Origin of the sequence: Asticcacaulis sp. (assembly GCF_051954415.1) — a bacterium.
Classification (GTDB): Bacteria; Pseudomonadota; Alphaproteobacteria; order Caulobacterales; family Caulobacteraceae; genus Asticcacaulis.
Genome location: NZ_JBQCHT010000040.1, coordinates 76376 through 98422, shown reverse-complemented (window position 1 = coordinate 98422; position 22047 = coordinate 76376). Strand labels below are relative to the sequence as shown.

The window sequence follows — 22047 nt, the reverse complement described above, 5'->3', positions numbered from 1 at the left end:
TTCGTATACGTATGATGACACACTGATCCGTTTCGCGTTTCACGCAAAATGGAAATGTGTGATGACAGGGCCACAAGCATATGTATTTTGGCGAGTGTTACTCGCTTGCCACGAGAAACAGCCTACAGGCCGTCGATCATGGTTTGCAGGCGCGAGGTGACTTCGCCGGCAATCGGTTCAAGTTCGGCATTCTTTATGGCCGACATCGATTCCAGCGGATTGACGGCCGACACTTCGCTTTTTCCGCCGCCCATATCCTGAACCACCACATTGCAGGGCAGCATGGTGCCGATCTTGTTTTCGGCTTGCAGGGCGCGATAGGCGAATTGCGGATTGCAGGCGCCCAGAATGACATAGGGCTTCATTTCGGCGCCGAGCTTGGCCTTCATGGTGGCGGCGACATCGATGGTGGTGAGGACGCCAAACCCCTGGTCCGCCAGGGCCTTCGTGGCGCGCGCCACGGCATCGTCAAACGGACAATCGAGGACTTTGGTGAAGTGGTAGGTCATGACCGGCGCCTTTATGTGTGGACGCCGGCATTCTCTCGCAGAGGACGGCGCTCGTCCAGACTTTTCTTGACCGAATCAGCGCCCGGTGGAGCCGAAACCGCCTTCGCCGCGCGTGGTGGCTTCGAGGGTTTCCGGCGTTTCCCAGACGATGCGGGCGTGCTGCGCCACGATCATCTGGGCGATGCGGTCGCCGCGGCGGATCACGAAGTCTTCCGAGCCGAGGTTGATCAGGATGACGCCGACCTCGCCGCGATAGTCGCTGTCGATCGTACCCGGTGTGTTCAGGCAGGTGATGCCGAATTTCAGCGCCAGGCCGGAGCGCGGACGCACCTGCACCTCATAGCCCAGCGGCACGGACATTTTCAGGCCGGTCGGCACCAGGGCCCGCGCCATCGGCTTCAGCGTCAGTTCTTCGCCTTCGGCAATGGCGGCGCGCAGATCCAGGCCCGCTGAGCCTTCGGTCTCATAGGCCGGCAGGGCCAAGCCGACCGCGTGCGGCAGTTGCACGACGCGAGCAGTGACTTCAGGGGAGGCTTCGGGCTTGGTATGGGCGTTCATGACTGGCTCAGGCTGGGCTACCCTTGCAGCGTAACCGTCCGGCGAAAGGTTAACAACCGCGCCGCCAAACCATGCACAGGTTTCGTGCGCCTGTGGATCAATCCGCCGATTGCAGTTCCAGCGTCCGTTCGATTTCATCGGCCAGCAGGCCGGCGCCGGTCAGGCTGAGGTGTCCGGCATTGAAATAGAGCACACCGGCGCCGGGGCGATAGACATGGCAGATGGTGTCGCAGAAAATCGCATCAGGGCGAATGGCCGTCATGTCATTGGCTGCGGTGAAGCGGATAAATTCGTCACGGATATGGCCGCGCCGCTGTTCATAATAGGCGCGCGGTGTGCCGACGGCTTCCGGCTGATGCCCGGCGCGGGATTCCAGGGCCAGTTTCGACGGCGGATCATAGTCGAAGGTCGGGATCGGCGAGACGATGATCACCCGCTTGCCGACCTTTTTCAGTTCCAGCGCCGTATGTTCCATGCCCTTGATGGCATCGCGCGAAAAGGCATCGTCATCGTGCAGATTTCCGACCAGGATAACCACCTGCATGTGCGGATCGGCCTTCATGGCGGCCAGGGTATCGATATTGTGCTGGCGGCAGACGGCCCTGCGGCTGAGGGTGGCCGGGCAGCCGGACATGGTGATCGATTTCAGGCTGGCGCCCTTGGCGGTCAGACGTTCGCCCAGGGCCCTGGCCAGTTCGGCGCCGTGGCTGTCGCCCCAGACGGCATAACTGGCCGGTACGTCCGCGGCGCCGTAGACGCACAGCTTGTCATAGTCGATCGGCCGGTCGGAGCGCATATGGCATTTGCTGCGGTCGTGGTTGTAATCATCCGTCGCGGCCAGATAGACGCGTTCCTGCGGTGAGAAGCGCTGCGGCAGGCCGCCGGCATAATAGACGGTGAGGCAGACGGCGATGGAGGCCGCCATCATGGCGCCGCCCAAGGCCCAGACCGGCAGAGGGCGTTTTTCGGGGCGTTCTTTCAGGAAGGGTGTTTCGATATAGCGCCACGACAGCCAGGCCATGATCACCGACAACACCAGCGCCAGCACGATTACCCAGGAGGCGTCCGGGAAAACAAAGCGCGCAAAGACCAGCAGCGGCCAGTGCCACAGATAGAGCGAATAGGAGATATCGCCGACCCGCACCAGTGGCGACCAGGAGAGGGCCCGGTTAGCCCAGCCTTGCGGTGATACCAGAAGCGCCGCCGCACCGAGGCAGGGCAGCAGGGCCAGCAGGCCGGGGAAGGGCGAGTCCGCATTGATGACGACCAATCCGATAGCTATTGCAGCTAGGCCGGCCAGGCTGAGCAGGCGCTGGGCCAGAACCGGAAGGGAAACGTGACGGTCGAAACCAACACACAGGGCGCCGATCAGCAATTCGAAGGCGCGCGAGGTCGGGAAATAGAACGAGACTTCGGCATGGGCAGCCAGACGGGTTTGCGAAAACCAAAGCGACCACAGGGCCAGCAGGCCCAGGGCTGGCCACAGAAGGCGTTTCCCCCAGCGATGCAGGACATAGAGGATCGGCGGGAACAGCAGGTAGAACTGTTCCTCGACGCCGAGCGACCAGGTATGCAGCAAGGGCTTTAGCTCGGCCTGGAGGTCGAAATAGCCGGTCTCGCGCGCAAAGGCGAGATTGGACAGGAAGAGGGTGGTGAAGAACTGCGACTTGACCAGTTCCTTCAGCAGGGTCGGCGGAAAAAAGGCCAGCCCCATGATGAGGGTGAAAGCCAGGACCGTGAACAGCGCCGGATAGAGCCGGCGGATGCGGCGGCGGTAGAAGTCACGGATGGAGAAGCGCTTTTCCTCCATTGGCCGCAACAGAACCTGGGTAATCAGGTAGCCGGAGAGCACGAAGAAGACATCAACGCCGATAAAACCGCCCGGCAGAAGGGCATGACTGGCATGGAAGGCGAGCACGGCCAGCACGGCGATGGCGCGCATACCCTGGATATCGGCGCGTTTGCCGTGCGTCGTCGGGGTCTCTGCCAGGGTCATACGTCCAACTTGAAAAGATGCGGTCACTGCGTCGCCGCAATCGATACCCGATAAAGCGCGATTGTGAAACCGTGAACAGCCGATCAGGCGATGCGTTTCCGGATATAGGCGCTGAGGAAATCGGCGATATCGGCCTTGGTCGTGCCGGCAATGGGGGTGAAACCATCGAGATCGACCAGGGTGGCCTGATTGTGCGCCGAGCCGAAAACGCCTTCGGAGACATTGTTGGCGACGATCGCGTCGCAGCCCTTGGAGGCCAGCTTGGCGTGAGCATAGTCTTCCAGCTTCTGGGTCTCGGCGGCGAAACCGATGACCAGACGCGGGCGCAGTTCCAGATGCTTGGAGACGGATTCGAGGATGTCCGGGTTCTTGACGAAGGTGACGGAGAGTTCGTTGTCCGTGGTCTTCTTCTGCTTCTCGGTGGCGATGTCCTTCGCCCGCCAGTCGGCGACGGCGGCGACGCCCACGAACACATCGCAGGGCAGGTGCGCATGGACGGCATCGAACATCTGCTGCGCGGTTTCGACATCGATGCGGGAGACCCCGATCGGGGTGGGCAGGGAAACCGGGCCGGAGATCAGGGTGACATCGGCGCCTTCGCGCGCCAGTTTCTGGGCGATGGCGTAGCCCTGCTTGCCGGAGGAGCGATTGGTCAGGCCGCGCACCGGGTCCAAAGGTTCAAAGGTCGGGCCGGCGGTGATCACCACTTTTTTTCCGGCAAGCGGGCCATCAACGCCGCCGGTCAGGTGAAACTGGATGGCGGCCAGGATCGCTTCCGGCTCGCTCATGCGGCCGAGACCGAATTCGCCACAGGCCATATCGCCCTCATCGGGGCCGGTGAAAAGGACGCCGTCGGCTTTCAGCGTCTCCAGATTGCGCTGGGTGGCCGGATGGTGCCACATACGCACATTCATGGCGGGCGCCAGCAGGACGCGGTTGTTGGTGGCGAGCAGTAGTGTCGAGGCCAGGTCATTGGCCAGCCCTTGCGCCTGTTTGGCCATCATATCGGCGGTAGCGGGGGCCACGACCACCAGATCGGCCTGGCGCGACAGCATGATATGGCCCATCTCGGTCTCGTCGGTGAGGTCGAACAGGTCGGTATAAACCTTATCTCCGGAAAGGGCGGCGGCGGTCAGGGGCGTGATGAATTCGTGCGCGGCTTTGGTGAGCACCACGCGGACATTGAGGCCGGCCTTTTTGATCAGGCGGATCAGTTCGAGCGACTTATAGGCCGCGATCCCGCCGCCGATGATCAGCAAAATGCGCTTTGAAACAGGCTGATCCGTCATGACGAGGTATCCTTTAACTTGCCGGCGGGTTGTGCCATAGGTGGGGTTGAGGGTGCAAGGGGGCAAGGCTATGCGGGCAATCTGGTTATCGGCTTTGCTTTTGCTGGGCGTTGTGGCCTGCGATGCCGGGCCGTCGGCGGTTTTGCCCGATGGCGCGGGAAAGGCGCCGGCTGAACAGGTCCAGCCCGCTAAAGCCCCGACCTGGGCGCAGAGGGATGACGAGAAGTCCGCAGGACCCATTGAAGAAGCTTCAATGCCGGTGGTGGATTCGCCGCCTGTCGCAGGCGCGGCCCTGCCGATTGCGGCTCACCGCGCGACCATCACCGAAATGCGCTATGGCGACTGGCCGCTGTGGTCGAAGAACCGCAAATATTCAGCCGACGAGAACGCGCATTATCATTTCCAGAAGCACGGTCCGGAATTTTCGGCCAAATCCTATCCGGACTATATGGCGATGGTGCATGGCTTCATCCATAACCCGCCGTCCGGCACCGAAACCCTGAAGCGGACGAATGGCGACACGCTGTTTTACGATCCGAAGGGCAATGTTTTCGCGGTGATGACCAGGGCAGGTGCGCCGCGCACCATGTTCCGGCCGGATAACGGTGCGGCTTACTGGCGTCAGCAGAAGATCATCGAAAGCCAGCGCCGCACGCCAAGGCGCGATAGTTATGACGGCGGCTGATCAGCGCACCGCCATCCAGATCAGAACGCCGAGCGAAATGACCGACACCACCAGGGCGATCAGGCCGAAAGTGCGGCCCTGTTGTGCCACCAGTTGCAGGGCGGCCAGTTCGACGGTCTGGCGGGTTTCGGCCCCTTCCTCTTCCTCGCTGCGCAGGCGGCTGATCAGGCGTTCGGCAATCTGGCGCGCCTGGGCGACCGGCGACAGTTCGCGGGATATCCACGCCTGAACCACCGGGCGGGCGGCTTCCCACAGGTCGTGTTCCGGATAGATGCGGCGGGCCACGCCCTCGACAGACACCATGGTCTTTTGCAGCAGCACCAGTTCCGGGCGCAGGTGCATGTCGAACTGGGCGGTGATGTCGAACAACTGTGTCAGCAGGCGGCCCATGGAGACTTCCGTGGCCTTCTGGCCCAGCACCGGCTCACCGACGGCGCGCAAAGCTTGCGCGAAACTGTCGACATTGTGATGGCGCGGCACATATCCGGCTTCGAAATGGACTTCAGCCACGCGCTTGTAATCGCGGCGCAGGAAGCCCCACAGCATTTCCGCCAGATAGCGGCGCTCCTTGGGACGCAGGCGGCCGATAATGCCGAAATCGATCGCGGTCAGTTTCGCCGGCGCACTGACAAACAGGTTGCCCTCGTGCAGGTCGGCATGGAAGGCGCCGTGATCAAGCGCCTGGCTTAGGAAGGCGCGGATCAGGTTGTCGGCCAGTTCCTTATGCTGCAAACCCGGCAGGCTCAGGGCTTCGGGGCGGCTGAGCGGGGTGCCGGGCGCCCATTCGGTGACCAGCACGCGGCGCGAGACCTGATGCCAGACGACCTTGGGGGCCTTCATCCACGGTTCTTCGTTGATCGTCTTGCCGATCTCGTCGCAGGCCGAGGCTTCCAGCCGCAGGTCGAGTTCGAGCAGCAGGGACTGCGCCACCGTGCCGACAAAGGCGACCGGTTCCAGGCGGCGGGCGGAGGGGAAGAAAAAGGCGATGATCTTCGCCGACAAGGTCATCATGGCGATATCGGCAGCCACCACGGCTTCGATATCCGGGCGCAGAATCTTGACGGCGACCTTGCGGCCATCAAGCAGGACCGCCTCATGCGCCTGAGCGATGGAGGCCGAGCCCAGAACGTCGCCAAATTCAGAGAAGATAGCGTCGACCGGCTTGCCGAGTGATTCCTCGACGCTGGCCAGGGCGACCGCGCGCGGGAAGGGCGGCAGGTTGTCCTTCAGGTGCGACAGGTCATTGATAAATTCTTTGCCAAAGATATCGCCGCGCGTGGATAACACCTGGCCGAGCTTGATGAAGGCCGGGCCCAGTTGCTGGAAGGCGATGGCATAGCGTTCGCCAGGACGCAGGGTGCTTTTCTTCGCAAAAATGCTGCGCAGCAAACCTATGCCCAGGCGCGGCACCGGCGGCAGCAGGTGCGCCGTTTCCTTTGGCAGCAAGGCATCATAACGCAGCAGGATAAACCCGGTGCGGAACATGCGCGACCATGTAGTCAAGCTGGCCAAGACTTAGGCCCAGCCCTCGTGCAGGGCGCAAACCCCGCCGGAATAGTTGGTGTAGCGGGCATTGCGGAAGCCGGCTTTTTCCATCATGCCTTTGAAGGTGTCCTGATCCGGGAAACGCTGGATGCTTTCCACCAGATACTGGTAGCTGTCGCGGTCCTTCGCCACCAGTTCGCCCATGAAGGGGATGATCTTGAAGCTATAGGTCTCGTAGATTTTCGAGATCACCGAAGAGGTCGGGTGCGAGAATTCGAGGCAGAAGAAGCGGCCGCCGGGCTTGAGCACGCGTTTCGCTTCGTTGAGTGCCACCTGCACATCGGCGACATTGCGGATGCCGAATGAGATGATGTAGGCGTCGATGCTGTTGTCTTCGATCGCCAGGTTCATGGCATCGCCCACCGACCAGGAGATTTCCGGCTCATCGAGATGCAGGCGCTGCGACTTTTCGCGGCCGGCCATGATCATGGCTTCGTTATAATCGATAATGCGGATCTCGGCGTCCTTCGCCGCATAGCCGCGCGCTTCGCGGCGGGCCTTGGCGGCGCGGGCCAGTTTGGCCAGGCGGCGGGCGATGTCGCCGGTGCCGCCGGCGCAATCGATGATGACTTCGCCGGGTTGCGGATTGAGGCGGGCGCAGGCCGCGTCCTTCCATAAGTGATGGACCCCGCCCGACATGACATCATTCATCAGGTCATATTTCGAGGCGACGTTTTTGAACACATCATGGACCATCGCCACCTTATCGCGGGCGTCGACATCCTTGAAACCAAAGGGGGAGGTGCTGGCAGACTGGGTCATGACGGGCCTTGTAGCCCGAAACCGGTAAATTTGCGAAGAGGAAAAGTGGTTAAGTGTGCAATGCGGGAGCGGCAAATCGCCGCCTGCGCGGCAAAACTTATGGGTGAAGGGCCTGAGGCCCTTCTACATCTTGCCGTCGGCCTTGTCGGCGATGCGGCGGAAGGGGCCCTTGAAATCGGGCTGGACCTTGCGGCGGCGGTCGGGGCCGACATAGTTGGCCGATTTCACCCAGCCGCGTTCGTTATTGATGACGCTTTTCAGGCGGTCGATCAGGGCACGGGCGGTCAGGGGCTTGGCGACGAATTCATTCACCCCGGCGTCGCGCGCCTCGATGACGCGGCGGCGGTCGGTATGGCCGGTCATCATGATGATCGGCACGTAAGGGTGCGGGCTGTCGACGCCGCGGCGGATCAGCTTGGTGAATTCGATGCCGTCGATGGTTTCCATCATCAGGTCGAGGATGATGACATCCGGCCGCCAGTCACGCACGATTTCCAGCGCTTCGGCGCCATCGGAGGCTTCGCGGATCAGGGTGATGCCCATGGAGCGCAGCATGGTGCTGACGATCACCCGCATATAGTGGTTATCATCGACCACCAGCACCATAACGCGTGCAAACTGACTCAAGGCGCGATTCTCCAGGGCTCCGGCCTGCCGTCAGCGGTGCTAACACATAGCCCGTGTGTCGTCCGGCAGACCCTTGGCGGGAATCACTAGCCTTATTTGCGAAATTCACAAACTAAAGATTGATCTTTGCTGGAATCTGATCTTGATTCGCGTTTACGGATAAATCGCGCGCGTCAGCGCTTCCGAGGCGGGGAAACACCATGATCGACTGGCATAACCGGACCCTCATCGCAGGCGCCGCCGCGGTATTGATTGCCGGGTTCGGTATCGGTTTCCTGACCGATCACGCGATCAGCAGCGGCGCCCGGCAAAAGGCGGCCAGCGCCACAGCCGAGGTGGGCCAGCCGGCGACCGGGCTGTTCGGCAAGGTGCGCGATAAAAACGCGCCGCGCGCCGGTGACCGCAAGCCCGATGGCTTCGCCGTCTGGAAGCAGAACCTCGATACCTCCGGCAATTCGCCGAAAGCCTGCGTGCAGTTTTCCAAACCGCTCGATCCGGCCAAGCCCTATGGCGACTATGTCGTTGTCTCGCCCGCCCTGCCTTCGGCGCCGGCGATTTCGGTCAAGGATGATACCCTGTGCGTTTCCGGCTTCGGCTTTACCGATCGCCGCGTCACCCTGCTGAAGGGCCTGCCCGCTAAGGGCAGCGACCAGCTCAAGGCCAATGCCGATCTTGATTTCACCTTTGGGGAGAAGCCGCCCTATGTCGGGTTCGCCGGCAATGGCGTGATCCTGCCGCGCGAGGAAGCCGATGGCGTGGCGGTGGAGACGGTGAATGTTTCGACCCTGGCGTTCGAGGTCTGGCATGTGTCTGACCGCAATCTGGTGAGGAAGTCGGTTTCCGCGCCCGATCCGGTGGCCGAAGGCGAATATGACTACTCTTACGGTGATGATTCCGCCGATGATATCGGGGTGAAGATCTGGACCGGCAAGGTGGCGGTCAAGCCCGGTAATGGCGAGCGGGTCACCACAGTCTTCCCACTGGGGGCGGTGCTGAAAACGCTGAAGGCCGGGGCCTATGTCGTCAAGGTGCGCGATGCCTCCGGTGGCCGCGACAAGAACGACAATGATGAACCGGCGCAGGCGCGTCGCTGGATTCTCTATACCGACATGGCCCTGACCACCTACAAGGGGCAGAACGGCCTCGATGTCGTGGTGCGCTCGCTGAAGACCGCCAAGCCGCTGGCCGGGGTCAGGGTCGATCTCGTCGCCACCAATGGCGATACCCTGGGCGAAGTGAAGTCCGGCGTCGATGGTCGCGCCACCTTTGCCGGGGCGCTGCTCAAGGGCAAGGATGCCCTGACGCCCAAGATGATCATGGCCTATGGCGCGGGTGACGATTTCACCGCCACCGATCTCGACCGTTCGCCGATGGACCTGACCTCTCATGGGGTCGGTGGACGCAGCGAAGACGGTGAGACCGGCGATGGCCGTACAGCGACCATGGGTGTCGATTCCTATATGTACAGCGATCGCGGCATCTATCGGCCGGGCGAGGCGGTGCATATCGTCGCCATGATCCGCGATCCGCAAGGACGCACCATCAAGGACCGCAAGGGCGCGATCATCATCACTCGCCCGAGCGGGGTGGAAGCCTATCGCCTCGTCTTCGACAAGACGCCGATGGGCTATGCCGGCGCCAATGTCACCCTGCCGAAGACGGCGCCGCGCGGCCAGTGGTCAGCGCGGGTCGAGCTGGAAGGCATGGACGAACCGGCGGGCAATACGTCATTCGCCGTGGAAGATTTTGCGCCGCAGCGCCTGGCCGTTGATATTAAGGTCGACGCGAACAAGCCGCTGATAAGCGCCACGGAAAGCCGTCCCGTCACTGTGGCGGCGCGCTATCTCTATGGCGCCATCGCGTCTGGTCTTCAAGTGACGGGCGAGGCGCGCATTCGTGCTGACGGCAATCCGTTCCCGAAATTCGCCGATTATCGCTTCGGCGATGAAACCAAGCCTTATGAAGAGAAATATGTCGATCTGCCGGCCACGACGACGGACGGCCAGGGCAATGCGCTGTTTCCGTTCGATGCCTCGCTGGCGGGCGACACCACCGAGCCGCTGACCGTGCTTTTGACCGCTTCGGTCTTCGAGCCGGGCGGGCGTCCGGTGCGCGAGAGCCAGACCCTGCGCATCAAGACCGCGCCGCTCTATCTCGGTGTCAAGGTCGACCAGAAGGACGGAAGCTGGCGCGATGCGCCGCGCATGGCCTTCAATATTGTCGGCCTGACCCCGCAGGGCGACAAGCGCGCCGTCAAGGGCGTGACGGTCAAGCTGATCTCGGAGGTCTGGGATTACGACTGGTATATTTCCGATGGCAAATGGAACTGGCGCTCAACCCACCGTGACGTGCTGGTGTCGTCGAAAAATTACGACCTGAACGCCAATACCGGCGCCACCTTCGAGCGTAATCTCGACTGGGGTGATTATCGCCTGGAAGTGGAAGTACCCGGACAGGCCCGAACGGTCACGCGCTTCTCCTCAGGCTGGGGCTCGACGCAGAAGGGCACGGATGCACCGGATTTTGTCCGCATCACCGCTGGCAGCAAGAGCTATAATCAGGGCGATACCGTCGAGGTGACGCTGAAAGGCCCCTACAAGGGCGAGGCGCAGATTGCCGTCGCCACGGATCATGTGATCGAGATGAAGACCGTTTCGATCGGCGAGGGCGGCACCACCGTGCGGCTGAAATCGACGGCGGAATGGGGTGGCGGCGCCTATATCATGGCCAGCGTCATGCAGCCGCGTGACCCGGTCAATGCCTCCAAGCCACGCCGCGCCATCGGTCTGATCTATGTGTCGCTCGATCCCAAATCGCGCAAGCTCGGCGTCAAGATCCTGGCGTCTGATCAGCCGCAGCGCCCGCAGACCGATGTGAACGGTCATAATTTCATCGATGTGCCGATTCAGGTCTCCGGTGTGAAGTTGGGTGATCGCGCCAAGGTCAGCGTGGCCGTGGTTGATCAGGGCATTCTTAATCTCACCAAGTTCAAGTCGCCCGATCCGATCGGCTGGTATTTCGGCAAGCGCGCCCTTGGCGTCGATTATAATGACGACTACGGCCGCCTGCTCGATCCGAACCTGGCCGCCGCGGCGCCCACCTTCGGTGGCGACCAGTTGGGCGGTGAGGGCCTGACCACAACGCCAATCCGCACCATCGCCCTGTGGTCCGGCGTGGTGCAGACCACGCTCGATGGCAAGGCATATGTGCGTTTGCCGATCGAGAAGTTCAACGGCGAACTGCGGGTCATGGCCGTGGCGTGGACCGACGATGCCGTGGGCTCGGTCGATGGCCGCATGATCATCCGTGAACCGGTGGTGGCCGATCTGGCCCTGCCGCGTTTCCTGGCGCCGGGCGATACTGCCTACGCCACCCTGCAACTCGATAATACCGACGGCAAGCCGGGCCTCTACACGGCCATCGTCAGGGGCATCAAGGGGCTGGTTCTGGCCTTCCAGAAGGCGTTCAACCTCAATCACGGTCAGCAGGCGATCGAAACGATCCAGATGAAGGCGCCGAATACGACGGGCATCTCCACCGTGCAGATCGGGCTGAACGGCCAGGGGTACAGCTTCACCGACAGCTTCAACCTGCAAACGCGCAACGGCTGGGGGCCGCAGACGCGTGTCGCCACCACATCGCAGAAGGTCAATGAAAGCTGGTCACCCGACGCGTCCTTGCTCGCCGGTCTGCAACCGGGTTCGGCCACGGTGGAGGTCAGCTATTCGCCCTTCCGCAATATCGATCCGGCACCGCTGGCGGCCAATCTCGCCAAATATCCCTATGGCTGTACCGAACAGGTGACCTCGGCCGCCATGCCGTGGCTGTTCGTCTCGGAATCCATGGTTGGGAAAACGGCGGCGAAGCCCGGCGTGAATGCCTTGAAGATCGCCGTTGACAAGATTCTCGACCGTCAGTCGGAAGACGGGGCCTTCGGCCTGTGGCGGCCGGGTGATGGCGAGGCGGATGGTTTCATCGGCGCCTATGTTACCGACTTCCTGCTGGAAGCCCGTGCCCGCGGCGCCTATGTGCCGCAGGAGGCGATCGACAAGTCACTGAACGCCATGCGCGCCATGTCGCGGCCCGATGGCTACGTCAATGTCAATTATCGCCTGAGCGTGCCGTCCTACTGGAACTGGTTCGGCGTCTCCGGTGAGCAACTGACCAAGCAGATGCGGTCACGCGCCTCGGCCTATGCGCTCTATGTGCTGGCCAAGGGCAAGTCCGGCGATCTGGCGCGCCTGCGCTGGTATCATGATGTCCAGTTCAAGGCGGAGAAGTCGCCGCTTTCACGCGCGCAAATCGCCGCCGGCCTGGTGATGATGGGGGATCGCTCGCGCGGCCGCCTGGCCTTTAACGAGGCTATCCAGTCGCTTGGCTATTCCGATCCGAACGACTGGTATCAGACGCCGCTGCGCGATCTGGCCGGGGTTATTGCCCTGGCCTATGAGTCCGGCGAGGACGATATCGCCCGTTCGCTGACCGGACGGCTGGAGAACGCCATGAAGTCGCCCGCCCAGATGAACACCATCGAAAGCGCCTATGTGCTCAGGGCGGCATCCTATATGCTGAAGGCGTCCGGTCCGCTGAAAATACAGGCGCAGGGCGTCAATACCTTGCCGGCGGGCATGAATGTGCAGCGCTTCGGGGTGGGTCAACTGGCCGGCGCCAGCGTGAAGAACGGCGGGGCCGGTCCGGTGTGGCGGACGGTGACGGTGATTGGTACGCCGGTCTCGGCGCCGGGCGCGGAAAGCCATGGTCTGAACCTGGTCAAGACCTACTATAATCTGGATGGTACGCGCCTTGATCCGTCGCATATCACGCAAGGCCAGAAGGTGCTGGTGGTCATCTCGGGCCGCTCCGAACGCACCGAACTGCGCCCGATTGTGGTCGATGATCCGCTGCCGGCGGGCTTCGAGATCGAGTCGACCCTGAGCAATGAAGATGCCGAGAACGGGCCGTTCCGCTTTATCGGCAAGCTGACCGATCTGAAGGTGTCGGAGGCGCGTGATGACCGCTTTATCGCGGCACTCGATGTCTCGTCGTCCGACAGCTTCAGCATGGCCTATATCGCGCGTGCCGTGACTTTAGGAGATTTCTACTTACCCGGCGCCGAGGCTAAGGACTTCTACCGTCCGGATACTTTCGCCCGTACGCAGGGCAGCCGCACGGTGATTAGTTCAAGGTGATCACAAACAAATCTCCCCTTAATGTAGGGGGAGCTGATCGTCGTGACGCTTGCGTTGCGACGATCAGAGGGGGTTAAGGCCGCATCTGCCTGACCCCGGAACCCTTACCTCTCCACCGCGACACGCCAGCAAGCTGGCTGGCGCGGTCCCCCTCCCCTCCAAGAGTGGAGGATTTTTTGAGTGCCATGTTCAAGCGATTGAAATCTCTTTCCTCCGACTCCCTGATCCGTCCGCTGGTCAAGACGCTGATCGGCGTGATGGGTTTTCAGTGCGCCGTCGCCGCGGCCAACCTGATCTTCCCGCCGGATATGTCCCGCGCGCAGACCGCTTCGGCCGTGGCGCTGGATCGCAATGGCGCCTGGCTGCGCGCCCTGCCGGTCGATAATGGTCGCTGGCGTATCCGCGCCGATCTGGACCGCACCGATTCGTCCTTTATCCGCCGTCTGCTGCGCGTCGAGGATGAGCGCTTCTATTTCCATCCCGGCGTCGACGCCACCGCGATCGTGCGGGCGCTGCTGTCCAATATCCATGCCGGCAATATCGTCTCCGGCGGCTCGACCATCACCATGCAGACGGCGCGATTGCTCAGCCCCCATCCGCGCGACTATGGCAATAAGCTGATCGAAGCCCTGCGCGCCGTACAGTTAGAGATGCGCTATTCGAAGCGCGAAATCCTGGCGCTCTACCTGACCCTGGCCCCCTATGGTGGCAATCTCGAAGGGGTGCGGGCCGCCTCGCTCTCCTATTTCGGCCACGAACCGGAAAGCCTGACCCTGGGTGAACAGGCGCTTTTAATCTCTCTGCCGCAGGCACCAGAAGCGCGCCGGCCCGATCGCAAACCGGCCAATGCGCTGAAGGCGCGCAACCTGATCCTCAAGCGTATGGCCGATGCCAATATCATCGGTTCGTCGCAGGCCAGCGAGGCGATGAACGAGCCGATGGTCACATCAAGATTCGCCTTCCCCACACTCGCCTGGCATACCGCCGGGCGGCTGGCGCGTGACGTCAAGGGTTTGCAGGCGACGGTGGTGACGACGATCGACGCCAATCTGCAAACCCGGCTGGAAGCCATGGCGGCAGCCACCGCCAAGGACCAGGGGCCGAATTCGTCGGTCGCCATCATAGTGGTCGATATCAGGACGCGGGGGGTACGCGCCAGCGTCGGCGGTGGCGGGCTGGAGCGTCCCGGCGGCTGGATGGACATGACCCGCGCCATCCGCTCACCCGGTTCGGCGCTCAAGCCCTTCATCTATGGCTTCGCCTTCGAGGATGGCGTCGTGGCGCCCGATACCCGCCTGATGGATGCGCCGACGCGCTTTGGTGACTACCAGCCGGAGGACTTCGACCGGGTGTTCCATGGCGAGGTTTCGGCCAAGGAAGCCTTGATCAATTCGCTGAACGTGCCGGCGGTGGCGGTGCTCAATCGCATCGGGCCGGAGGCTTTTCAGGGTCGTTTGGAGGCGGTGGGGGTGCCGCTGATCGTGCCGAAATCGGGCCTGAAAGACTCCGGTCTAGCCCTCGCGCTGGGCGGCGAGGGCATACGCCTCAGCGATGTCGCCCTGCTCTATGCTGCGCTCGGTGATCATGGTCTGGCGCGGCCCTTGGCCTATCGGGTGGCCGATGAAAAGACGAATGGCGGCCAGCGTCTGATGCGGCCAGAAGCGGCGGACCGGGTGATCTCGATCCTGCGCGAAACGCCGCCGCCGGAGGGTCGTCTGCCGGGGCCGTTGATGAAGAACGCCAACCGCCCTGCTTTCAAGACGGGAACCTCCTACGGTTATCGTGACGCGCTGGCGGTCGGGGTAGCTGGCGGTTATGCCGTGCTGGTGTGGACCGGTCGTCCGGATGGCGGGGCGCGGGCTGATCAGACCGGGCGTGAAGCTTCGGCGCCGCTGTTGTTCGATGTGTTCGATCAGTTGCAAGCGCCGAGTCAGGTACCGCAATCGATCGCGCCGGGGAATGCGCCGAAGGGCCTGAAGATGATGAGCGGCGATACGGGGAAGGCGTCGATCCTGTTTCCGCCCAATAACGCCACGGTCTATGTCGAGGTGAAGACCGATGCGGTGAAGCTGAATGTCGCGCGGCCGCTGAAACTCTCCGCACGCGGTATCCGGCCGGTGCAGTGGTATGTCGACGGTCAGCCGTTGAAGTTGGATGACAACGGTGAATGGAGCTGGTCACCGCCGACCGAGGGCTTCTATGAGCTGTCGGTTATCGATGCCGAGGGGCATGAGGATAGGAGCCATGTGCGGGTCAAGGCCATCCGGGGTGAAATGCGTTAACTGGCCTTTTTGGTATCTGGCTTGAATGTCATAGGCCACAACAGAGCAAAGGTTGGCGTATACTCAACATCACCTTGACGGTTATAATCCATCACACGCGGATTAAGCCAGCGTATTGTGTGCATGGTCCAGTTGCCGTGCGTGTCGCGCTTTACCATCGCATCGAACGCAAGAAAGTATCCGTCCTTAACCCCAAACGGTTTAATTTCATGCAGACAGGTTACGGTAAGTTGGGTTGACCCCACCCAGTCAACCACACGGCAACTCGGATTAAAGTGGGCAATCAGTTTGCGCTCCGGCCACTCGTAGAGAGTGAAGCCGTCCCCAGGATAGCCATTACTCCCAATGCCGATCAGACGGCCATCAGGAGAGGTGCTCGCGTCCGAAACATCCCAGCGTGTGCCGTCCGGCATAATAATGAAGCGGCTTTCAAACTCTCCCGAATGGCATGAAATTTTTGCGAGATAAAAAACCCGCTTTGTCATGGAATCATGCGTGGGCAAAAGGCTTTGCAAACTATAGCTGTCGCAACCCTGAGACCCTTCCACCACAGGAGTTAATTTCGCTGACGGCTGGCCATTATAAAAAACCATCAGATCGTCGCCATTACGTTTAATCAGATCAGGGGCCTGCTTTAGCAAATCTGTTTCCCGAATGCGGGCTTCGCACTCAAGCGGAGAGCCTTTGAAACGATTATCCGGCATGGGAACTTTTTCGCATTCTGCGAGAAATCGGTAATCGGAGACGGGTCGGCTAGGTAACTTGTAGGACTGGTAGGCCGAAAAGGAAGCATAGGCCAAGCCAAGTATTCCAAACAGAAAAACCGTGAAAGCAGTTTTGCGCATATGTCCCCCCGTAACTAACCTTTAATCAATCGTATGCAGGTCGCGGCCCTTGGTTTCCTTAAGGAACAGCAGCGAGACCAGAACCGCCAGCAGGCCGGTGGCGACCGGATACCACAGGCCGAAATAGATATTGCCTGACGCCGCCACCATGGCGAACGACAGAACCGGTTGCAAGCCGCCGAACCAGCCGGTACCGATATTGTAGGGCAGGCTCATGGCGGTATAGCGCACGCGGGTCGGGAACATTTCCACAAGCGCCGAGGCCATCGGGCCGTACAGTGCCGTGCAGGCCACGGCGAAGACGCACAATATGCCGAACATCGCCCACAGATTGGCCTTCTTCGGATCGGCTTTTTCGGGATATCCCGCCGCTTTTAGCGCGGTCTTCACTTCGCCCGTTGCTTTGGCTTTCAGCGCCTTGAGGCCGGCCTTGTCCAGCCCCTTGCCGGACGGCACGGTAATGACCTGCGCACCGATATGGATGGTGGCGTTTTGGCTGGCGGTCGTGTCGGCGCGGCTGACATAGGGGGTGCCGATGCCGGTCACCACGCTCTTGGCGAGATCGCACGGCGTGGTGAATTGCGCGGTGTTGAAGAGGTCGAACTGGAAACTGCATTGCGCCGGATCAGCCACCACATAGACCGGGTTGGTCCGCTGTGCGGCTTCGAGATCGGGATTACCGAGTTTCATTAGCGCCTGATAGCCGGGGAAGAAGGCGATGCAGGCCAGCAGGATGCCGAAGACCATCACCGGCTTGCGGCCGATCTTGTCTGAAAGCGCGGCGAAGGCGACATAGAGGCAGGCGGAAACGAGCGTCATGCCCATGACGAGCGTATTCATGTCGGCCGGATCGAGCTTGACGATCGAGGTCAGGAAGACCTGAGTGTAGAAGAAGGTGGTGTACCAGACCACGCCCTGGGCCGTCATGAAGCCGAAGAGCGCGATCAGCATCCCCTTGAAATTGGGCCAGCGGGTGAAGATTTCCGACAGCGGTGACTTGGCCAGTTGACCCTGTTCGTGCAGGGCCTTGAAGGCCGGGCTTTCGGCCGTTTTGGCGCGGATATAGACCGAGACTGCCAGAAGGCCGGCCGAGACGATAAAGGGAATGCGCCAGCCCCAATCAGCGAATATGGGTTCTGAAATGGTCTTGCGGGTGACGAGAATAACCAGCAGGGCGGCAATCAGGCCAAAGCCCGCGGAGGTCTGGATCCAGCCGGTATAGGCGCCGCGCTTGTTGGCGGGCGCGTGTTCGGCCACATAGATCGCCGCGCCACCATATTCGCCGCCGAGCGCGAAGCCCTGCACGATACGCAAGGTTATCAGCAGGACGGGGGCCAGTATGCCGACCTGTTTATAGGTCGGCAGCAGGCCGATGGCGATGGTGGCCAGGCCCATGACGAGGATGGTGTAGAGGAACGTACCTTTCCGCCCCTTTTTGTCGCCGATATGTCCGAAGACCAGAGCGCCCAGCGGCCGGGCGATAAAGCCGACGGCGAAGGTGGCCAGGGCCGCTATGGTGGCCAGGGTTTCGTTCAGGCCGGCGTAAAAGTTCTGGGCGATGATGGTGGTCAGCGAGCCGAAGATGAAGAAGTCGTACCACTCGAAGGTTGTGCCTGCCGCCGAGGCGATTACGATCGTGCGCAGGTTCTTCTTTTGCGATGTGTCTTCGGTTGTCATTCAGGGCCCCTGTATGGCCCGTATGTTCGGGCTTATGACCAAGGTTTGACCGAAAATATTACAGAAAACAAGGCTATTCGTGAGACCTGTCGCGGCCTCTGGCGCCGGGCGGAATTTAAGGTTAAGGTGGTGTTAAGGAATGTTTCCGAGGGGGTCAAAGATGAAGTTTTCCGAACCTGTCCGCGCCGCCGAAGGGCTGACCTCCTATGCCAGGGTCAAACGGGTGCAGTGGGGGCCGCTTGTGCTCAGCATTGTCGAAGGCTTGCTGGGCCTGATCGGCGTGGTGTTGCTGATCCTGTTCTTCCGTTACGGATCGTTCGAAAAGGCCGGCCTGACCATCGACCAGGGTATAGACTGGCTTAAAGGACAGGCGAGCGCGCATATTCCGCACAGCCAGGTTGTATTGCGCGGGGGCGGCGACAAAAGCACTTGATCTGATTGCTCACGGCCTTATAAGGCCGCAAGTCTTTTGTGAGGGATACGGGTCATGCTGGATCAACTGATCGAAAACAATCGCCGCTGGGCACGTCAGAAGACCGAAATCGATCCGCAATTTTTCAAACGCCTCGTGGCCCAGCAATCGCCGGAATATTTCTGGATCGGCTGCGCTGACAGCCGCGTGCCGGCCAATGAAATCGTCAATCTCGATCCGGGCGAGATGTTCGTCCACCGCAACATCGCGAACCTGACGCCTTCGCAGGACGCCAACTATCTGAGCGTGCTGCAATATGCCGTGCAGGTGCTGAAGGTGAAGCATATCCTCGTGGTCGGCCATTATGGCTGCGGCGGGGTGCGGGCGGCCATCGAATCCTCAGGCGACGCCCTGATCGATCACTGGCTGTCGCCGATCCGTGAAGTGGCGCACACCCATCAGCACGAACTGGCGGAAATCGGCGACGATGTGCAGAAGTTCGACCGCCTGTGTGAACTGAACGTCATTGCCCAGGCCCGAAACGTCGCCCTGACGCCCATCGTGCAGAACGCCTGGCGCGCCGGTCAGCCCCTGACCATTCACGGCTGGGTCTATTCCATCGCTAACGGGCTGGTCACCGACCAGGGGGTCAGCATGGCGAATATCGAAGACCGGCAACGTATCTTCGATATTTAGGGGATGAAAAAATTAACCCACCGTTTTCATGTCACGGCAATAAAAGCCTGATTTTCTGATCGAAATACGAAAGTTAATGCCACATTAACCATGTTTTTTATCAAAAAAACGGGTAAGTCGCATGGGTTTCTTATTTCCCGTAAAGACCTTCTTTAACATTTCCCGTCCAAATTCATGCCTGTCCTTACGTGGTTAAGGAATCTGGTTAAGTTTTTGGAAAAGACGCACCTATGGCGGCAAGCCTCGGTCTCGGTTCAGCGCAGTTTGGCGGTGACTACGGCATTTCGAACACGCGGGGACGCGTGGGCGAGGACGAGGTGCGCCAGATCCTCGAACTGGCCGCCGACTGCAAAATCCTTAATATCGACGCCTCGCATCATGATGGCGATGTCGAGCGCGTGCTCGGCCGCAACTGGCCGTTTCCATCGCCTTTCAAGCCACAGGTGCGCACGCTGCGCCTTGAAAATGGTCTGGAATGGCTGGAATCGCGCCTGCGTCGCTCAGTGGATCATATGGGGCTGGTGCGTGCCCATGCCGCCCTGGTCGATCGCGCCGAAGACCTGATGGGTCCGGAGGGCGATGCCCTGTGGGCGCGCCTGGAGAAATTGAAAGGCGAGGGCCTGATCAGCCGGATCGGCATCAGCGCCACCGCGGCCGATCAGCCGCTGTTGCTGGCCAAACGCTTCAAGCCCGATCTCATGCAGGTGCCGGCCTCGATCCTCGATCAGCGCCTGGTGAAAAACGGTACGATCAAGAACCTGGCCGATCTGGGCGTAGAGGTGCAGATCCGTTCGGTGTTTCTGCAGGGACTGCTGTTCCTGCCGCGCGAAAGCCTGCCCGGCAATCTGACGCCCATCGGTCCTCATCTGTCGCGTGTGCGCCGGATGATGGCGGAATGCGGTGCCGATCCGCTGCACGCGGCCTTGAGCTTCGCGCTCAACCTCGAAGGGGTCACGACCGTGATGGTCGGCGTCACCTCGGCGGCGGAACTGCGCGCCATCGTGGCCGCCTCTGAACGCAAGGCGCCGAAACTCAACTGGGACGCCATGGCGCTCACCGACGAGGTGGCGCTCGACCCGTCGCAATGGTTCGCCGACCTGGGGGAGCAGGCGACCCGGCGGCTGGTGCGGGTGGCGTAAAGGCCAGGGGTCACGGACCCCTGGACCCCATGACTCTACAGTGTGTAATGATATGAATACCAAAATATCCGACCCCTTGGGGCCGGATATTTTGGTATTGAAGTCACTAATCATTGTCGAGTATCGGGGTGCAGGGGACTGTGTCCCCTGCTCTTACCCTCCCGGAACCATCGCCATGCCCGAACTGCCCGAAGTCGAAACCGTCCGGCGCGGGCTGGCGCCGCATCTGGCCGGCGCAAAACTGAGCGATGTACGCCTGCACCGGCCGAACCTGCGCTATCCGTTTCCGGACCGCTTTGCCGAACGGCTGGAGGGCGCAGAAGTGCTGCGTCTGGAAAGGCGGGCGAAATACCTGCTGTTCTATCTCGATACGCAGGATATCTGGGTGACGCACCTGGGCATGACCGGTCGCTTCCAAGTCAACGATAGCCCCGAAGACCTGGCGCGCTATTATCACGCGGTGCTGCCTGATGAAAAACACCTGCACTTCCAGTGCCTGGCGACGCTTCCGAACGGCGAGGTCAGCTGCATTGACTATTACGATCCTCGCCGGTTCGGCTTCATGCTGCTGCTCAAGCCGGATGAACTTTACGAGAGTAAATGGTATAGGGGGCTGGGTGTCGAGCCGCTGTCCGACGAATTGACTGCGGATGTCCTGCTGAAAATGGCCGCGGGGCGCAATGTCAACCTCAAGACGCTGCTGATGGCGCAGGGCCATGAAAAGCGGGGCGGCATTGCCGGGCTCGGCAATATCTATGTCTGTGAGGCCCTGTGGCGGGCGCGGTTAAGTCCCGATCACAAGGCGTCTGCTCTCACGCAGAAGGAAGCCGGAGCGCTGGTCGAAGCCATCAAGACCGTATTGGAAGAGGCGGTGGCCTCTGGCGGCTCATCGATCAGTGATTTCGCGGCGGCCTCGGGTGAGCTTGGCTATTTCCAGCACCGCTTCTGCGTGTACGATCGCAAGGGTCAGCCCTGTACGCGCCACGATGGTGGCCTGATTGAGCGCAAGGTCCACCAAGGGCGGTCGAGTTTTTACTGCCCGGTCTGCCAGAAATGACGCCCGAAACACCGCTTAATCACGGGTGTGAATAATTTTTACGCTCCGATCGATAAAAGCGCGTTTGCGTGCATTGACCGGGGGGGCGTCTTCAGTTATATCCCGCCCCCTTGAAATTCATGTCTTCGCCGTCCGGGCGGAGGCTTTTGACTGTAATCTCGTCCTGTAAGGTGATGAATGGCCAATAATCCTGGCGCCCGCAAGGCGATCCGTAAGATCGCTGCCCGTACCGAAGTCAACAAGGCGCGTCGTTCGCGCGTTCGTACGTTCGTGCGCAAGTTTGAAGAAGCCCTGACCGGCGGTAACGCCGACGCTGCCAAGGCCGCCTTTGTCGAGGCGCAGTCCGAACTGATGCGTGCCGTGTCCAAGGGCGTGGTTCACAAGAACACCGGTTCGCGCAAGGTGTCGCGTCTGGCCGCCCAGCTCAAGAAGCTGGCCACCGCCTAATCATACCGGAAGAAGCGACGAGCTTTTCAGGCTTCGTCGCTTTTTTTGCGCCTGTGCGGGATCGCGGGAATGAAATCTTCCCGATCCTTCCTTAATTCCTGAAAATACAAGGCATTATCTCACGGCCGCTGCGGCGGGCGAGGTATTTTTTGTTGCCGATTTTACCGTCAAGGCGCGTCCTTATTGAGGACGGTTAGGGGTAGAAAAATAATTGGCAATTATATGTTTAATTTCTCGTTACGGGCGAACAGGTTAGCGGAGTCAATAAAAATATCCGCTGCTGTTGATAAATTAGGTCATTGACCCGGCGGCGCAGGACGTTAATTTGTCCC

17 protein-coding genes are annotated in these 22047 nt (G+C 60.9%); 8 read left to right on the top strand and 9 right to left on the bottom strand.

The window, feature by feature from the left end:
* Positions 1-122: 122 nt before the first annotated feature.
* From ACTHND_RS15515 to coaBC, 4 genes are all read right to left on the bottom strand, one after another.
* Positions 123-509, bottom strand: a complete 387-nt coding sequence (locus tag ACTHND_RS15515) for a DUF302 domain-containing protein (protein WP_440178862.1) — start codon at positions 507-509, stop codon at positions 123-125.
* A gap of 75 nt (positions 510-584) precedes the next feature.
* Complete coding sequence (gene dut / locus ACTHND_RS15510) at positions 585-1067, bottom strand: dUTP diphosphatase (protein WP_440178861.1); 483 nt, start codon at positions 1065-1067, stop codon at positions 585-587.
* Between the two features lie 97 nt (positions 1068-1164).
* Positions 1165-3063, bottom strand: coding sequence for an acyltransferase family protein (locus ACTHND_RS15505; RefSeq protein WP_440178860.1), 1899 nt, complete (start codon positions 3061-3063; stop codon positions 1165-1167).
* Positions 3064-3146: 83 nt separating this feature from the next.
* Positions 3147-4352, bottom strand: coding sequence for a bifunctional phosphopantothenoylcysteine decarboxylase/phosphopantothenate--cysteine ligase CoaBC (coaBC, locus tag ACTHND_RS15500; RefSeq protein WP_440178859.1), 1206 nt, complete (start codon positions 4350-4352; stop codon positions 3147-3149).
* 70 nt (positions 4353-4422) lie between these two features.
* Here coaBC and ACTHND_RS15495 point away from each other — a divergent pair, with 70 nt between their 5' ends.
* Positions 4423-5037 carry a hypothetical protein gene (locus tag ACTHND_RS15495; RefSeq protein ID WP_440178858.1) on the top strand — a complete coding sequence of 205 codons (615 nt, stop codon included), beginning with the start codon at positions 4423-4425 and terminating at the stop codon, positions 5035-5037.
* On the opposite strand, the gene ubiB is transcribed toward ACTHND_RS15495, so the two are convergent.
* The 3 genes from ubiB to ACTHND_RS15480 form a co-directional block, all read right to left on the bottom strand.
* Positions 5038-6549, bottom strand: a complete 1512-nt coding sequence (gene ubiB / locus ACTHND_RS15490; protein ID WP_440178857.1) for a 2-polyprenylphenol 6-hydroxylase — start codon at positions 6547-6549, stop codon at positions 5038-5040.
* Positions 6550-6552: 3 nt separating this feature from the next.
* Positions 6553-7344 carry a class I SAM-dependent methyltransferase gene (locus ACTHND_RS15485; RefSeq protein ID WP_440178856.1) on the bottom strand — a complete coding sequence of 264 codons (792 nt, stop codon included), beginning with the start codon at positions 7342-7344 and terminating at the stop codon, positions 6553-6555.
* A 123-nt stretch (positions 7345-7467) separates the two neighbouring features.
* Entirely contained in the window at positions 7468-7971 is a 504-nt protein-coding gene (locus ACTHND_RS15480; RefSeq protein ID WP_245679091.1) for a response regulator, read from the bottom strand.
* A gap of 200 nt (positions 7972-8171) precedes the next feature.
* Between ACTHND_RS15480 and ACTHND_RS15475 the strand changes: the two genes are divergently transcribed.
* Positions 8172-13160 carry an alpha-2-macroglobulin family protein gene (locus ACTHND_RS15475; protein ID WP_440178855.1) on the top strand — a complete coding sequence of 1663 codons (4989 nt, stop codon included), beginning with the start codon at positions 8172-8174 and terminating at the stop codon, positions 13158-13160.
* 185 nt (positions 13161-13345) lie between these two features.
* Entirely contained in the window at positions 13346-15442 is a 2097-nt protein-coding gene (gene pbpC, locus ACTHND_RS15470; RefSeq protein ID WP_440178937.1) for a penicillin-binding protein 1C, read from the top strand.
* Here pbpC and ACTHND_RS15465 read toward each other — a convergent pair.
* Together ACTHND_RS15465 and ACTHND_RS15460 are read right to left on the bottom strand one after the other, a co-directional pair.
* The gene (locus ACTHND_RS15465) at positions 15439-16287 is read right to left on the bottom strand and encodes a hypothetical protein (protein WP_440178854.1); all 849 of its coding nucleotides are present in this window, start codon (positions 16285-16287) and stop codon (positions 15439-15441) included. The two genes, pbpC and ACTHND_RS15465, sit on opposite strands and share 4 nt — an antisense overlap.
* A gap of 21 nt (positions 16288-16308) precedes the next feature.
* A complete protein-coding gene (locus ACTHND_RS15460; protein ID WP_440178853.1) occupies positions 16309-17964 on the bottom strand; it encodes an MFS transporter in 1656 nt (551 codons plus the stop codon).
* Positions 17965-18124: 160 nt separating this feature from the next.
* On the opposite strand from ACTHND_RS15460, the gene ACTHND_RS15455 reads away from it, so the two are divergent.
* The 5 genes from ACTHND_RS15455 (at position 18125) to rpsT (ending at position 21715) form a co-directional block, all read left to right on the top strand.
* Positions 18125-18397: a hypothetical protein gene (locus ACTHND_RS15455; RefSeq protein ID WP_440178852.1), complete on the top strand. Its 273-nt coding sequence runs from the start codon at positions 18125-18127 to the stop codon at positions 18395-18397.
* A 54-nt stretch (positions 18398-18451) separates the two neighbouring features.
* Complete coding sequence (locus tag ACTHND_RS15450; RefSeq protein ID WP_440178851.1) at positions 18452-19072, top strand: carbonic anhydrase; 621 nt, start codon at positions 18452-18454, stop codon at positions 19070-19072.
* A gap of 230 nt (positions 19073-19302) precedes the next feature.
* Positions 19303-20211, top strand: a complete 909-nt coding sequence (locus ACTHND_RS15445) for an aldo/keto reductase (protein WP_440178850.1) — start codon at positions 19303-19305, stop codon at positions 20209-20211.
* Between the two features lie 175 nt (positions 20212-20386).
* Positions 20387-21268, top strand: coding sequence for a bifunctional DNA-formamidopyrimidine glycosylase/DNA-(apurinic or apyrimidinic site) lyase (gene mutM, locus ACTHND_RS15440; RefSeq protein ID WP_440178849.1), 882 nt, complete (start codon positions 20387-20389; stop codon positions 21266-21268).
* A 177-nt stretch (positions 21269-21445) separates the two neighbouring features.
* Positions 21446-21715, top strand: coding sequence for a 30S ribosomal protein S20 (rpsT, locus tag ACTHND_RS15435; protein ID WP_090650901.1), 270 nt, complete (start codon positions 21446-21448; stop codon positions 21713-21715).
* Positions 21716-22047: the final 332 nt, after the last annotated feature.